Genomic DNA, 14,066 nt, shown 5'->3' on the forward strand with positions numbered 1-14,066 from the left:
CTGAGGAATCATCCCATGGTCGTTATCCGTCTGGCTCGCGGCGGCAGCAAGAAGCGCCCGTTCTTCAACATCGTCGCTACCGATTCGCGCAACCGTCGCGATGGCCGTTTCATCGAGCGCGTTGGCTTCTACAACCCGCTGGCTTCGGAAGGCGAAGAAGGCCTGCGCCTGGCGCAAGACCGCCTGGCCTACTGGCAAGGCGTTGGCGCCCAGCTGTCGCCGACCGTTGCCCGCCTGGTCAAGCAAGGCACCAAGGCTGCTGCCTGATTGCCGCCGGTCCATCGGACTGAGCGAACTATAGCGTGCCCGCAAGGGCACGTTCTTCGTTGCGCACGTGACTGAACGCAAGCAGCGGCCGCTGAACCGGCCGCAGGGCCCGCAGGGTGAGGCCCCCAAGGCCCCCAAGATGCCCACGGCGCTGCTGTATGCCGACGCCCTGCCGGAAGACCTGGTGGAAGTCGGCTATGTCGGCGCGGCCTACGGCATCCGTGGCTGGATCAAGGTCCAGCCGCATGCCAATGACGCATCCGCCCTGCTGCATGCGCGTCGCTGGTGGTTGCTGGCGCCGCCGCAGGCGGGGCTGGTTGCCGCCGGGGCGCAGCAGGCCCAGCCGGTCTGCGTGAAGATCGCGCAGTCGCGCGAGCACAGCGGTACGGTGGTGGCGAATGCCGCCGGCGTTGCCGACCGCAATCTTGCGGAAGCGCTCCGGGGCCGTCGCGTGTGGATCCGGCGTGCGGATTTTCCGGCGCCGGAAGAAGATGAGTTTTACTGGGTCGACCTGATCGGCTGCAGCGTCAGCAACGAGCAAGGCGAGTTGCTGGGCGAAGTATCCGGCCTGATCGATAACGGTGCCCACCAGATCCTGCAGGTCGCGTACGCGCTGCCGGACGGCAAGGCCGGCGAACGGCTGATCCCGTTTGTCGATGCGTTCCTGCGCACGGTCGATACCGCCGGCAAGCGCATCGTGGTGGACTGGGGACTCGATTACTGAGCCCGGGGCCAGGCCCGGCATTGTGCCCAGGAGGGGAGAGCGGATGCAGTTCGATGTGATCACGCTGTTTCCCGAGATGTTCCGCGCGCTGACCGACTGGGGCATTACCAGCCGGGCAGCCAAGCAACAGCGGTATGCGTTGCGCAGCTGGAATCCACGCGATTTCACGGTCGACAATTACCGCACCATCGACGATCGCCCCTATGGCGGCGGCCCCGGCATGGTGATGCTGGCCAAGCCGCTGGACGATGCGATCGATGCCGCAGTGGCAGCGCAGGCGCAGGCCGGCGTGCCGCAGCCGCACGTGGTGCTGATGTCGCCGCAAGGCAAGACGCTGTCGCACGCCAAGGTGATGGAACTGGCCGAACGGCCGGGCCTGGTCCTGCTGTGCGGCCGCTATGAGGCCATCGACCAGCGGCTGATCGACCGCCGCGTGGACGAGGAAATCAGCCTCGGCGACTTCGTGCTGTCAGGCGGTGAACTGCCGGCGATGGCGCTGATCGACGCGGTGGTGCGCCACCTGCCCGGCGTGCTGGGCGACGCGCAGTCCGCGGTGCAGGACAGCTTCGTCAACGGCCTGCTGGATTGTCCGCACTACACGCGGCCGGAAGAATATGAAGGCGTGCGGGTGCCCGAGATATTGCTCGGGGGCCATCACGCCGAGATCGAGAAATGGCGGCGCCAGCAGGCGCTGGCCAATACCGCGAGAAAGCGCCCCGACCTGATCGAGGCGGCTCGCGAACAAGGTTTGCTGTCCCGCGCCGACGAGAAATTCTTGTCGGAATGGGCGGCGAAGGAAGGGCGGGAGGCAACTCCCGCCAGGTAAAACCCCATCCTCTGCCGGGGCCCGGGACATGCCTGGGGCATACAACGCCGGCACGATGGTAACGGAGAAAAAACGATGAACCTCATCGAGCAGATCGAGAAGGAAGAGATCGCGCGTCTGACCGCGAACAAGACCATCCCCGCATTCGCACCCGGCGACACCGTGATCGTCAGCGTGAACGTGGTGGAAGGTAACCGCAAGCGCGTGCAGGCCTACGAAGGCGTAGTGATCGCCAAGCGTAACCGCGGCCTGAACTCGTCCTTCATCGTGCGCAAGATCTCGTCGGGTGAAGGCGTGGAACGTACGTTCCAGCTGTACTCGCCGCTGATCGCTGCCATCGAAGTGAAGCGTCGCGGCGACGTGCGTCGCGCGAAGCTGTACTACCTGCGCCAGCGTTCGGGCAAGTCCGCACGTATCAAGGAAAAGCTGGTGTCGAAGGCTGCCGCCGCTGCCAAGGCTGCGGAGTAAGCCGGACATGCCGGCCGGGGCGACCCGGCCAGCGTTTCCCCAGGAAGGGCACCCCATGGGTGCCCTTTTTGCATGCTGCATTGGCGTTCGGGCAACATCCGATTTTGCTGCGGCGCCGAATCGCGCGCTTCTGTCATACTTGCGGTTGCTATGCGTCCCGCCTTCGATCCCGAATCCCTTCCCGTCGTCGACACCGACCTGCGCAATGCGCCATTGAGCGAGCCGCGCCTGCAGGTCGACTTCATCCGCCACCGCTTCGAGGTGCCGCCGGCCTGGGCGCCGGAGCTGACCGACGAATCGCGCGTCTACGACCGCAGCCGCGGCCTGCGCGATGCCGCCGTGCTGGTGCCGCTGGTGGAACGCCGCGATGGCCTGACCGTGCTGCTGACCCAGCGCAATGCCAACCTGAGTGCGCATGCGGGGCAGATCAGCTTCCCGGGCGGCAGGCAGGAGCAGTGGGACAAGAACCGTATCGACACGGCGCTGCGTGAAACGGAAGAAGAGGTGGGTCTGGCGCGCGACTACGTGGAAGTGCTGGGCGCACTGCCTGACTACATCACTGGCACGGGATTCCACGTCAGTCCGGTGGTCGGCCTGGTGCGCGATGGATTCACGCTGCGCCCGGATGCCTCGGAAGTGGCCGATGTCTTCGAAGTGCCGCTCGCCTTCCTGATGAACCCGTTACACCATGAGCGGCGCCTGTTCCGCTGGGTCGACGGCGAACGCCTGTTCTACGCCATGCCCTATCCGCGCGAGAGCGGCGGCCACCGCTTTATCTGGGGCGCCACCGCGGGCATGCTGCGCAATCTCTACCACCTGCTGGCGGCCTGAGCGGCCGCCGCCGGCGTTCTGTCAGGCTGCGGCCTGTTTCGTGCCGATGCAGTGCGGGCAGCTCTTGCCGATCACGTAGTGCGGGCTCTGCTGTTCTTCCGGCGTGACCACGGCACGGCAGGCGAAGCACTGCTTGGGTCCGGCGGGCTCCAGGTTCGGGTTTAGCGCGGTGCGGTAGTCGAAGACGAAGCAGTCGCCGCGATAGTGGCTGCCGCCGACTTCCTCGAAATACTTCAGGATGCCACCCTCGAGCTGGTATACGCGCTCGACGCCGACTTCCTGCATGTGGATCGCCGCCTTCTCGCAGCGGATGCCGCCGGTGCAGAACGACACCACGGTCTTGCCTTCCAGCTCTGCCTTGTGCGCGGCGACAGCCTCGGGGAATTCGCTGAACTTGGCGATGTCGTACTCGACCGCATCGGCGAAGGTGCCGACCGCCACCTCGAAGTCATTGCGCGTATCGAGCATCACCACCGGGCGGCCTTCGTCGTCATGCCCCTGGTCCAGCCAGCGCTTCAGGTCCACCGGCCGCACCGACGGCGCGCGGCCGTCTTCGGGGCGGATCAGCGGCATCTTCATGGTGATGATCTCCTTCTTGGCACGCACCAGCATGCGCTTGAAGGGCTGGTTCTCCGACAGGCTTTCCTTGGGCGCGATATCGGCGAAGCGCGCGTCGGCATGCAGCCACACCATGAAGCCGTCGATGGCTTCGCGCGGGCCGGCCAGGAACATGTTGATGCCCTCGGGCGCGAGCAGGATCGTGCCTTTCAGGCCGGCCGCTTCGCAGCGCTCGCGCATGGCCGGGCGCAGGGTCTCGATGTCGTCCAGCGAGACGAACTTGTAAGCGGAAATATTTACGATCTGCATGAGGGACGGCGCCTGCACGGCCGCACCCGGGAGGGCGGGAAGGGCGTTGGCGGCTTGCGATAACTGCCTGATAGGAAAGGCGAAATTATAACGCGAGCGGGCGCTTCTGCCGCTCATTCCCAAGCACCCCGATCAGCTTTGCGCAGCGGCCGGCACGCGTCGCCTGCACGCAATATTGGAGGCCGGCAGGCGGGTCGAGCCGGTACAATGTCGCCCATGTCCGCACCCCGCTTCGTCCACCTCCGCCTGCATTCCGAATACTCCGTCGTGGACGGCATCGTCCGCCTCGACGACGCCGTCAAGGCCGCCGCCGCCGATGGCATGGGCGCGCTCGCCCTGACGGATCTTGCCAACGCCTTCGGGCTGATCCGCTATTACAAGGAAGCGCGCGGCAAGGGCGTGAAGCCGGTGGTCGGGGCCGATGTCTGGCTGACCAATGCCGAAGACCGCGACAAGCCCGCACGCCTGCTGCTGCTAGTGCAGGACCGGCGCGGCTATCTGAACCTGTGCATGCTGCTGTCGCGCGCGTGGCTGGGCAACCAGCACCGCGGCCGCGCCGAGATCGATCCGTCGTGGTTCCTGGAGCCGGGCGAAGACGACATGCCGCTCGCCACCGGCCTGATCGCGCTGTCCGGCGCAATGGGCGGCGATATCGGCATGGCGCTGGCCAACGGCAATGCCGACGGCGCGCGCCGTGCCGCGCAGCATTGGGCATCGGTGTTCGCGCAGCGCTTCTATATCGAACTGCAGCGCGCCGGCCATGCCGGCACCGATGCCTACGTGCAGCAGGCCGTGCAACTGGCGGCCGAACTGCAGTTGCCGGTGGTCGCCACGCATCCGGTGCAGTTCATGACGCCGGACGACTACACCGCGCACGAGGCGCGCGTGTGTATCGCCGAGGGCGAGCTGCTGGCCAACCCGCGCCGCACGCGGCGCTTTACCACCGACCAGTACTTCAAGACCCAGGACGAGATGTGCGCGCTGTTCGCGGATATCCCCTCGGCGCTGGAGAACGCGGTCGAGATCGCGCGCCGCTGCAACCTGACGCTGGAACTGGGCAAGCCGCGCCTGCCGCTGTTCCCGACGCCGGACGGCATGTCGCTGGACGACTACCTCGTCTTCATGGCCAAGGACGGCCTCGAGAAGCGCATGGCGGTGCTGTTTCCGGACGAAGCGGTACGCGAAGCGAAGCGCCCGGAATATTACGCACGGCTGGAGTTCGAGACCGGCACCATCATCAAGATGGGCTTTCCCGGCTACTTCCTGATCGTGGCGGACTTTATCAACTGGGCCAAGAACAACGGCGTGCCGGTCGGGCCCGGCCGGGGTTCCGGTGCCGGTTCGCTGGTCGCGTATGCGCTGGGCATTACCGACCTCGATCCGCTCAAGTACGCGCTGCTGTTCGAGCGTTTCCTGAACCCGGAACGGGTATCGATGCCCGACTTCGATATCGACTTCTGCCAGCACGGCCGCGATCGCGTGATCACGTACGTGAAGGAGAAGTACGGCAAGGACGCGGTGTCGCAGATCGCCACCTTCGGCACCATGGCCGCCAAGGCCGCGGTGCGCGACGTGGGCCGCGTGCTCGACCTGGGCTATGGCTTTGTCGACGGCATCGCCAAGCTGATCCCGTTCAAGCCGGGCAAGCTGGTCACCATCGAGGAAGCGAAGAAAGAAGAGCCGCTACTGACCGAGCGCGAGAACAACGAGGAAGAAGTGCGCCAGCTGCTGGAGCTGGCGCAGCGCGTCGAAGGCATGACGCGCAACGTCGGCATGCACGCCGGCGGCGTGCTGATCGCGCCCGGCAGGCTGACCGATTTCTGCCCGCTGTACACGCAGGGCGCGCAGAACGACGGCATGAGCGGCGTCGTCAGCCAGTACGACAAGGACGACGTCGAGGCCGCCGGCCTGGTCAAGTTCGACTTCCTGGGCCTGACCACGCTCACCATCCTGGACTGGGCCGAGCGCTATATCCGCCGCCTCGACCCGAGCAAGGCCGACTGGAACTGCAGCCAGATCCCGCTCGACGACGGCCCCGCCTTCGACATCCTCAAGACCGCCAACACGGTCGCCGTGTTCCAGCTGGAAAGCCGCGGCATGCAGGGCATGCTGAAGGACGCCAAGCCTGACCGCTTCGAGGACATCATCGCGCTGGTGGCGCTCTACCGCCCGGGCCCGATGGACCTGATCCCCAGCTTCTGCGCGCGCAAGCACGGCCGCGAGAAGGTGGAGTATCCCGATCCGCGCGTCGAACCCGTCCTGAAAGAGACCTACGGCATCATGGTCTACCAGGAGCAGGTGATGCAGATGGCGCAGATCATCGGCGGCTACTCGCTTGGCGGCGCCGACCTGCTGCGCCGCGCGATGGGCAAGAAGAAGCCCGAGGAGATGGCGCAGCATCGCGTCATGTTCCGCGAGGGGGCGGACAAGAACGGCCTCAACGCGCAGCAGGCCGACGACATTTTCGACCTGATGGAGAAGTTCGCGGGCTACGGCTTCAACAAGTCGCACGCGGCCGCGTATGCGCTGCTGGCGTACTACACCGCCTGGCTCAAGGCCCACCATCCGGCCGAATTCATGGCAGCCAACATGTCGCTGGCCATGGACGACACCGACAAGGTCAAGATCCTCTACGAGGACTGCAAGCTCAACAAGATCGCGGTGCTGCCGCCTGACGTCAACGCCAGCGAGTACCGCTTCGCGCCGACCGACCCCAAGACCATCCGCTATGGCCTGGGCGGCATCAAGGGCAGCGGGCAGGGCGCGATCGAAGACATCCTGCGCGCGCGCGAAGAGGGCGGGGCGTTCAAGGACCTGTTCGACTTCTGCGAGCGCGTCGACCGCCGCCAGGTCAACCGCCGCACCATGGAAGCGCTGATCCGCGCCGGCGCCTTCGACAGCCTGAACGACAACCGCGCCCAGCTGCTGGCCTCGGTGCCGATCGCCATGGAGGCCGCGGAGCAGAAGGCCGAGTCCGCCAACCAGGTCTCGCTGTTCGACCTGATGGGCGATGCCGGCGAAGCGCACCGCCCAGAACTGCTCGACGAACCGCGCTGGAGCCCCAAGCGCACGCTGCAGGAAGAAAAGCAGGCGCTCGGCTACTACTTCTCCGGCCACCTGTTCGACGCCTATCGCGACGAGGTGCGCCGCTTCAACAAGGGCACGCTGGCCTCGCTGGAAAAGGAAGTGCAGGGCAACGGCGGCGGCTTCGGCCGCGACGTGCGCGGCAAGACCATCGCCGGCGTGATCTCCGGCATCCGCACCCAGATGACCCAGCGCGGCAAGATGCTGATCGTGACGCTGGACGACGGCACCGGCCTGGTCGAGATGACGGTGTTCAACGAGGTCTTCGACGCCAACCGGCAGATGTTCCGCGAGGATGAACTGCTGATCGCCACCGGCAATGCGCGGCACGATACCTTTACCGGCGGCGTGCGCTTTACCGCGGAGTCGGTGATGGACCTGACCGCGGCACGGATCCGCTTTGCGACGGCGGTGCGGCTGGCGATGAACGGCAATTCTTCGACCGGGTTGCTGCGCGAACTGCTGATGCCGCACCTGGCACGCGCCACGGGTGCCCAGGGTCTGCCGGTGCGGATCGGCTACCAGGCCCGGACCGCGTCGTGCGAAGCCGTGCTGGGGCCGGAGTGGCAGGTGGTGCCGTCCGACGAGGCGCTGGGCGCGCTGCGCCAGGCGCTGTCGGCGGAGAGCGTGAATACGGTGTATGAGTGATCGGGCGGCGGGGAGCCACCCGTGCGGCCCTGTCCTTTAGCCGCGCCGGAACAGGTTGCCCAGGAAGTAGAAAGGCGCGTAGGCCGACGGCACGGCCGCGTACAGGAACATGCGCAGCCGGTGGCCCAGCGTGACCCGGCGCGCGCCAAACAGCACTTTCAGCCGCGCCACATTGTCCGGTGCCGAGAAGATGTCCGCGGTGTATTGCTCGCGCGCCAGCTTGCGTGCCTTCAGTTCGCGCATGGCATTGCCACAGCCAGCCCGTTCGGCATCCGCGATGAATTGCAGCGTTTCCGCCAGTGAACTCCGATTGGTGAAGCGAATGCGCTGCACGAAGTCGGCCGGCGTACGCCACTTGCGTTTGCCTGACGTGCCGCCGCGCCGGTAATGCACCAGCGGGCGGCGCACGTTCAGCGCACCCCCCATCAGCGATGCGCGCAGCGTGGTGATCTGGTCCTCGGACATCATGCCGGGCGCGATCGGCCCAAAGCGTTCGAACATGCGCCGAGTCCAGGTATGTGACGCGCCGATGACGTGCGGAGGGTGGGCCGCCCAGTATTCGAACGAGACATAGGGCTCGAGGTCGCTGTGCCGGATGTCGCCGTGCAAGGTCCCATCGTGGGCCATGTCGACGAGGTCCGTGACGATCAGATCCGGCTTGCCGCCGTGTGCCTGCCATGCCCGGACCACCTCGCTGCAGCGGGTCGGTAGCGAGAAATCGTCGCCCGCCGCCACGAAGATCAGCTCGCCATGGGACTGAGCGACCAGCTTGCTGAGATGGGCGCTGATGCCAAGATTCTCGGGATTGCGCAGCAGCGTCACTTTGTGAGGTCCCTCGTAGCCTTCCAGGGCCTGCCGGGCCGCGGCAAAGGTGGTGTCCGTAGACGCGTCGTCGGAGATCAAGATCTCCAGGTCCGGATAGTCCTGTGCCAGTGCGCCGCGGATGGCGTGCGCGATGAACGCTTCCTGGTTGTAAGTGATCAGCAGGAGCGAGACCGGCGGAAGGACCGCTTTGGCAAGCGGTGCGGCGTGCCCCGCTTCCTCGCGGGCAAGACTCATGGGATATCCCGGTGTTAAGCCAGGCAGAACGATACCACGTGGGCTATGCCGATCCCCTCCGGCCGGCGGCAGGGCGGGGTCGGTGGGCCGGTATAATGCAAAAAGTCAAAGTCAGCCAGGGCCATCGCCAATGTTGCCAGGCCTCCGGTGCATGTCGCGGCGCGGCACCGGTAGCGGTCAGTGCACATGGCCAGCCCAAACGTAACTCTGTGTATCAGTTCGCCAGTGGCTGTCGTTGCCGCGTAAGAGTTTCCTGAATGCAATTGAATCTGTACGCCGTCCGCGTGGCCGCTGTGTCTGCCGCGCTTTCTCCCGGTCTTATCCTGACGTATCAGGGCGGGACCGGCTACTGCTATTTCCTGGCAATGGCCGCCGCACTGGTCTGGTTGTCCGATGCCTCCAACCGGCGCCAGGCCGCGGCCACGCTCGCTGAATACAAATGGTATGTCGCCGCGATGTCGGCGTATCCACTCGTCATCGTGCTGCAGCAGGCGATCAGCGGTACCTTCATCGGTCCTGCCCTTGATGCCCCGTCGCGGCTGCTGTTCGTCGCCCCGATCTTCGCGCTGCTCGCCGCCGTGCCCGCCCGGGACCTTCGGCCGGTGCAGTGGGGCTTCGTCGCCGGCGCCTTCGGCGCGGCGGCCTGGTCCGTGGTCAGCATGGTTGCCCCGGATGATTGGGTGATATCGGGTCGGGCCGGCAACCCCTTCACCAACCCTATCCCGTTCGGCGGCACTGCCCTGGCGCTGGGCTTCATGGGCGTTATCTCGCTGGGCGACGGCACGCCGCGGCCCCGCTGGGAGTGGGTGCTGCGCCTGGCCGGCTTGCTGGCGGGATGCTATGCCTCATACGCTTCGGAGAGCCGTGGTTCCTGGATCGCCGCGCCGGTGATGTTGTGGCTGTTCGCCGGGCGCTTCAGCCGGGTGCACAGGCCAACGCCGGTCTGGCGCATTGCCAGCGTGCTGCTGGTGGCGCTGTGCTTGTCGGGCCTGGCGAACACAACGGTGGTGCAGGAGCGGTTTCATGCCGCAGTCTCCGATTTCCACCGCATGGCTGTGGGCGATGAGAACAACTCGATTGGCCTGCGTATGCAACTGTGGCGCGCATCGTGGGAGCTGTTCCAGGAGCATCCGGTGCTTGGGGTCGGCAAGGGCCGCCTGAAGGGCAGCCTGGAAGAGATGGCCGGGCAGGGGCGGGCTTCGCAGGAAATCATCCATCCGCATTCGCACAACGAAATCTTCTCGACGCTGGCGCAGATGGGCCTGGTCGGCCTTGCCGCCCTGTTGCTGCTCTATGTGGGGTCGGCCTGCTACTTCTGGAGTCATCGCCATTCCCGTGATCCCGATACGGCCAATGCCGCGACCATGGGTCTGGTGCTGGTGTTCGGCACGATCATCTATGGCCTGACCATCGATGTCTTCTCGCTGGTGATGAATACCGCGTTCTATGCGCTAACGACGGCCACATTGCTGGGCATCATCGCCAATCGCCGCAGGCAGGGCGCCGCCTGAACCGGCACCCGCCAGCCCGTGCGGCTCAGGCGTGCTGACTGGTGCCGGCCAGGGCCAGCAGCGCGTCGAGGTGTGCGGCCGGCTCGGGGTTGTAGCACAGGGCTTGCAGCGGGGCCGCGATCCGGGCATTGCCGGTCCTGGCCAGCGCCGCTGCCTTCGCCATGGCGCTAGCGCACTGTGCGACGTCCTGGCGCGAGAAGGTCAGCGCCGCCTCCGGTGCGATCACCTCCAGGCAGGCGATGTTGTCCGCCATGATCACCGGGGTGCCACACAGCACCGACTCGACTCCCACCAGCCCGAACGGCTCATAGTTCGAAGCCAGCACGGTGTAGTCCGCGGCGCGATACAGGTCGGCCATGTTGTCGCAGTAACCCAGTTCGCGCACACCGGGCAGGGCTTCGCCCACCGGGCGGCCGGCCACGGCGATGATGGCGCCGCTGTTGCTCGCCGCCAGTGCCCGCTCCAGCAGCGGCAGCCCCTTGCGGCGATGATCCGAGGAAGGAAACAGGAAGACCGGCGCGTCGCCGAAGCCAAAGGCGGCGCGCAAGCGGGCGCGGTGCGCAGCGTCCACTGTGCCGAAGCGCGTGCAGTCCACCGGCGGATACAGCAGCGAGAGCTTTGATTCCGGCACACCGTAAAGCGTCCTGAGTTCCTGCGCCATCAGCCGTGAGTGGGCAACCACGTGGCGCGCGGCAGCGTAGTGCCGGCTTTCCAGCGCGATCTGGCGCCGGTCCCAGAACGTCGCGTGGCGCTGCGCCGCTAGCAGGTAGCCGCGGTGCGTTCCGCCGCAGATGGCAAGGTCGGCGCCGACCACGCGATTGCAGCCGATCAGCACGTCGCAATGCCGGTGGGCGTGGCGCATGCTCCAGGAAAACACGTAATCGCGCATCTTGCCCGGCAGCCAGCGCACGTGGACCGCGTGTGCGTCGATAGCGGCAAGTTCCGGCAGGCCCCGGTCGAACCGGCGCGCAAATACCGCCGGCCGCTCGCCGCGCGCGATCATGCCGCGCACGAGATCCATGGCGTAGCGTTCGAAGCCACCGCCTCGGCCGAAGCGGTTGCAGGAGATGCCAGTTCTCATGAGGTTCTGCGATAGGAAATGGGCGGGCCGCCGGGGCGGCCGCTGGGTCAGCGCGGCGACTGTTCCGGCTGGCGCTGCAGGTGCCAGAGCTTCAGGTACTTGTAGTAGCTGGCCTGTCCGTTCATCAGTGCCACGCCGAAGCCCTCCGTGCCGTCGAGGATGCTCCCGCGTATCAGCCAGGTGCGCAGGAATGCCCACAGGCCATGCCCCAGGGCGCCGGCGGGGCTGGAGCGCTTGCCGCTGCGCAAGGCCTGCAGCGCGCCTGCGCTGGAATACGACTCGACCTTTCGCAGCACGTCGGAGTAGTCGCGGTAGCTGTGGTGGATCAGCGCCTGGGTGAGCCTGCCGACCCGGCCTTCGACGATCAGGCGCTCATGGACCAAGGCGTCGGTAAAGCGCCCCTTGCCGTTTCGGAACACGCGCGTGACATAGTCGGGATACCAGCCGCCATGTCGGATGAAGCGGCCGCAGAACTCGGAAAGGCGGGGCATTTCATAGCCGTCAGCATCCGCGCGGGCGATCGATTGCAGGATCTCGTCACGCAAGGCTTCGCCGATGCGCTCGTCGGCATCCAGGCTCAGGATCCAGTCGCCGCTCGCCGCATCGACCGCGCGGTTCTTTTGCGGCCCGAAGCCCGGCCAGTCGGCGGTCTCAACCACCCGCGCGCCCATTTCCCGGGCAATTTCGCGTGTGGCGTCCTCGCTCATGCAATCCACTATAATCGCCTCGTCGCACCATTTCACGCTTTCCAGGCAGGCGCGGATGTTATGCGCCTCGTTACGGGTAATGATGACAGCGGAAATCCTCATTGGCGGATAGCGTGGTGCGACGGGGGCATGAGCCGGGAGCCGCATTGTACCTTGTGTGATCCCGCAGCTTCGCGCCGGCGCTGCCCGACGCGCGCCCGCCTGTTTCAGTCTTCCTGAGGAATCGTTCTTGTCCAGTCAAACGGCATCAGAGTCGCAGTCCATGGCGCGACGGCTCTGGTCTTACCTGCGCCCCGAGCTCCGCGTCTTTATCGGCGCCATCATAGCCATGGCGGTGGTCGCCGCCAGCGAAGGCGTCATTCCCAAGGTCGTCAATGACCTGCTCGACAAGGGCTTCGGTGGCCAATACGCCGGAACGCTATGGCATGTGCCCGCCCTGTTGACCGGCGTGGCGCTGATCCGCGGGGTGGCGCAGTTCGCTTCCGGATATCTGCTGAACCTGATCTCGAACCGCGTGCTGCTGAAGATGCGCATGCAGATGTTCCAGCGCCTGCTGCACGCGCCGGCTGCGTTCTTTCACCGCAACACAGCGGCATCGCTGATCAACGCGGTGATCTTCGAGGTCAACCAGGTGCTGCAGATCCTGACCAGCGTGTTCATTACGCTGGTGCGCGATTCGCTGACCGTGGTCGCGCTGTTGATCTACCTCTTTTACACAAACTGGCGCCTGACGCTGATCGTGGCGGTGATCCTGCCGGTGATCGGCTACCTGATGTCCAAGATTAACCGCCGGCTGCGCAAGCTCAACCGCGACCACCAGACCTACACCAACAACGCGGCCTATGTGGTGGAAGAAGCCGTTGGCGGCTACAAGGTGGTGAAGCTGCATGGCGGCGAGCGCTACGAGCTGGCGCGCTTCCGCACCGTGGCCGAGCGGCTGAAGAACTATTCGATGCGCATGGCGGTCGCCGGCGGGCTGAACCAGCCGGTCACGGCGTTCCTGGCTGCGCTGGCGCTGTCGGTGATCATCACCATCGCGATGGTGCAGGCCCAGGGCAACCAGACCACGGTGGGTGGCTTTACCGGTTTCGTGATGGCGATGCTGCTGCTGATCTCGCCGCTCAAGCACCTGACTGACATCAACCAGCCGCTGACGCGCGGCATCACCGCGGCGGAAATGATCTTCCGCCTGATCGACGAGCCAGTCGAGCCCCAGGATGGTGGCAAGGCAATCGGCCGTGCCCACGGCGAGTTGGCTTTCGAGCGTGTCGGCTTCCGTTATGGCGAGGCGCCGCGTGCCGCGTTGGAGGGCATCGATCTGCGCGTCAGCCCGGGCGAGGTGGTCGCGCTGGTGGGCCCGTCAGGCAGCGGCAAGACCACGCTGGTCAACCTGGTGCCACGCTTCTTCGATCCCACCGCGGGCCGGATCCTGCTCGACGGCAAGCCGTTGTCGGAACTGGCGCTGAAGGACCTGCGAAACCAGATCGCCTTTGTCAGCCAGGACGTGGTGTTGTTCAACGACACCGTGGCGGCGAATGTGGCTTATGGGGCGCAGTCGGAACAGATCGACATGGGGCGCGTCGAGCGCGCTCTGGCGGCAGCGTACCTGACCGAGACGGTCAAGGGCCTGCCGGAAGGCCTGAACACCAATATCGGCGACAATGGCATGAAGCTGTCCGGCGGGCAGCGGCAACGGCTGGCGATCGCCCGCGCGCTGTACAAGGATGCGCCAATCCTTATCCTGGACGAGGCCACTTCGGCGCTGGATTCCGAATCCGAGCGCCAGGTGCAGGCGGCGCTGGAAGAATTGATGAAGGGCCGGACCACGCTGGTGATCGCGCACCGGCTGTCGACCATCGAGAATGCCGACCGTATCGCCGTGCTGGACCACGGCCGGGTGGCGGAGCAGGGCACGCATGCGGAACTGTTGGCGGCCAATGGCCTCTACGCCGGCCTGCACCGGATCCAGTTCGCCACCCATTAAACCAATGTA

12 protein-coding genes are annotated in these 14,066 nt (G+C 65.9%); 8 read left to right on the top strand and 4 right to left on the bottom strand.

The window, feature by feature from the left end:
* Positions 1 to 15: 15 nt before the first annotated feature.
* The 5 genes from rpsP to AC5WJ1_RS03895 all read left to right on the top strand — a co-directional run bounded on the left by rpsP (position 16) and on the right by AC5WJ1_RS03895 (position 3,116).
* Positions 16 to 267 (top strand): 30S ribosomal protein S16, encoded by a 252-nt coding sequence (rpsP, locus tag AC5WJ1_RS03875; RefSeq protein WP_133094031.1) that lies wholly within the window; start codon positions 16 to 18, stop codon positions 265 to 267.
* A gap of 139 nt (positions 268 to 406) precedes the next feature.
* Positions 407 to 991 (top strand): ribosome maturation factor RimM, encoded by a 585-nt coding sequence (rimM, locus tag AC5WJ1_RS03880; protein WP_133094235.1) that lies wholly within the window; start codon positions 407 to 409, stop codon positions 989 to 991.
* A 43-nt stretch (positions 992 to 1,034) separates the two neighbouring features.
* Positions 1,035 to 1,817: a tRNA (guanosine(37)-N1)-methyltransferase TrmD gene (gene trmD / locus AC5WJ1_RS03885; RefSeq protein WP_133094032.1), complete on the top strand. Its 783-nt coding sequence runs from the start codon at positions 1,035 to 1,037 to the stop codon at positions 1,815 to 1,817.
* Between the two features lie 75 nt (positions 1,818 to 1,892).
* Positions 1,893 to 2,285, top strand: coding sequence for a 50S ribosomal protein L19 (rplS, locus tag AC5WJ1_RS03890; RefSeq protein WP_133094033.1), 393 nt, complete (start codon positions 1,893 to 1,895; stop codon positions 2,283 to 2,285).
* Positions 2,286 to 2,435: 150 nt separating this feature from the next.
* A complete protein-coding gene (locus AC5WJ1_RS03895; RefSeq protein ID WP_133094034.1) occupies positions 2,436 to 3,116 on the top strand; it encodes a CoA pyrophosphatase in 681 nt (226 codons plus the stop codon).
* 21 nt (positions 3,117 to 3,137) lie between these two features.
* Here AC5WJ1_RS03895 and AC5WJ1_RS03900 read toward each other — a convergent pair whose 3' ends face one another.
* Complete coding sequence (locus tag AC5WJ1_RS03900) at positions 3,138 to 3,983, bottom strand: sulfurtransferase (protein ID WP_135704801.1); 846 nt, start codon at positions 3,981 to 3,983, stop codon at positions 3,138 to 3,140.
* Between the two features lie 216 nt (positions 3,984 to 4,199).
* Here AC5WJ1_RS03900 and dnaE point away from each other — a divergent pair, with 216 nt between their 5' ends.
* Entirely contained in the window at positions 4,200 to 7,715 is a 3,516-nt protein-coding gene (gene dnaE / locus AC5WJ1_RS03905; protein ID WP_135704802.1) for a DNA polymerase III subunit alpha, read from the top strand.
* A 36-nt stretch (positions 7,716 to 7,751) separates the two neighbouring features.
* On the opposite strand, the gene AC5WJ1_RS03910 is transcribed toward dnaE, so the two are convergent.
* Positions 7,752 to 8,774, bottom strand: a complete 1,023-nt coding sequence (locus tag AC5WJ1_RS03910) for a glycosyltransferase family 2 protein (RefSeq protein ID WP_195428268.1) — start codon at positions 8,772 to 8,774, stop codon at positions 7,752 to 7,754.
* A gap of 257 nt (positions 8,775 to 9,031) precedes the next feature.
* Here AC5WJ1_RS03910 and AC5WJ1_RS03915 point away from each other — a divergent pair, with 257 nt between their 5' ends.
* Positions 9,032 to 10,285 carry an O-antigen ligase family protein gene (locus AC5WJ1_RS03915; RefSeq protein WP_195428266.1) on the top strand — a complete coding sequence of 418 codons (1,254 nt, stop codon included), beginning with the start codon at positions 9,032 to 9,034 and terminating at the stop codon, positions 10,283 to 10,285.
* A gap of 25 nt (positions 10,286 to 10,310) precedes the next feature.
* On the opposite strand, the gene AC5WJ1_RS03920 is transcribed toward AC5WJ1_RS03915, so the two are convergent.
* Together AC5WJ1_RS03920 and AC5WJ1_RS03925 are read right to left on the bottom strand one after the other, a co-directional pair.
* Positions 10,311 to 11,366 (bottom strand): glycosyltransferase family 4 protein, encoded by a 1,056-nt coding sequence (locus AC5WJ1_RS03920; RefSeq protein ID WP_195428264.1) that lies wholly within the window; start codon positions 11,364 to 11,366, stop codon positions 10,311 to 10,313.
* A 47-nt stretch (positions 11,367 to 11,413) separates the two neighbouring features.
* The gene (locus AC5WJ1_RS03925) at positions 11,414 to 12,175 is read right to left on the bottom strand and encodes a glycosyltransferase family 2 protein (RefSeq protein WP_195428262.1); all 762 of its coding nucleotides are present in this window, start codon (positions 12,173 to 12,175) and stop codon (positions 11,414 to 11,416) included.
* Between the two features lie 160 nt (positions 12,176 to 12,335).
* On the opposite strand from AC5WJ1_RS03925, the gene msbA reads away from it, so the two are divergent.
* On the top strand, positions 12,336 to 14,057 hold the full coding sequence (gene msbA, locus AC5WJ1_RS03930) for a lipid A export permease/ATP-binding protein MsbA (protein ID WP_195428259.1): 1,722 nt from the start codon (positions 12,336 to 12,338) through the stop codon (positions 14,055 to 14,057).
* Positions 14,058 to 14,066 lie beyond the last annotated feature (9 nt).

The sequence above is a fragment of the Cupriavidus sp. MEYA8 genome (assembly GCF_059278825.1).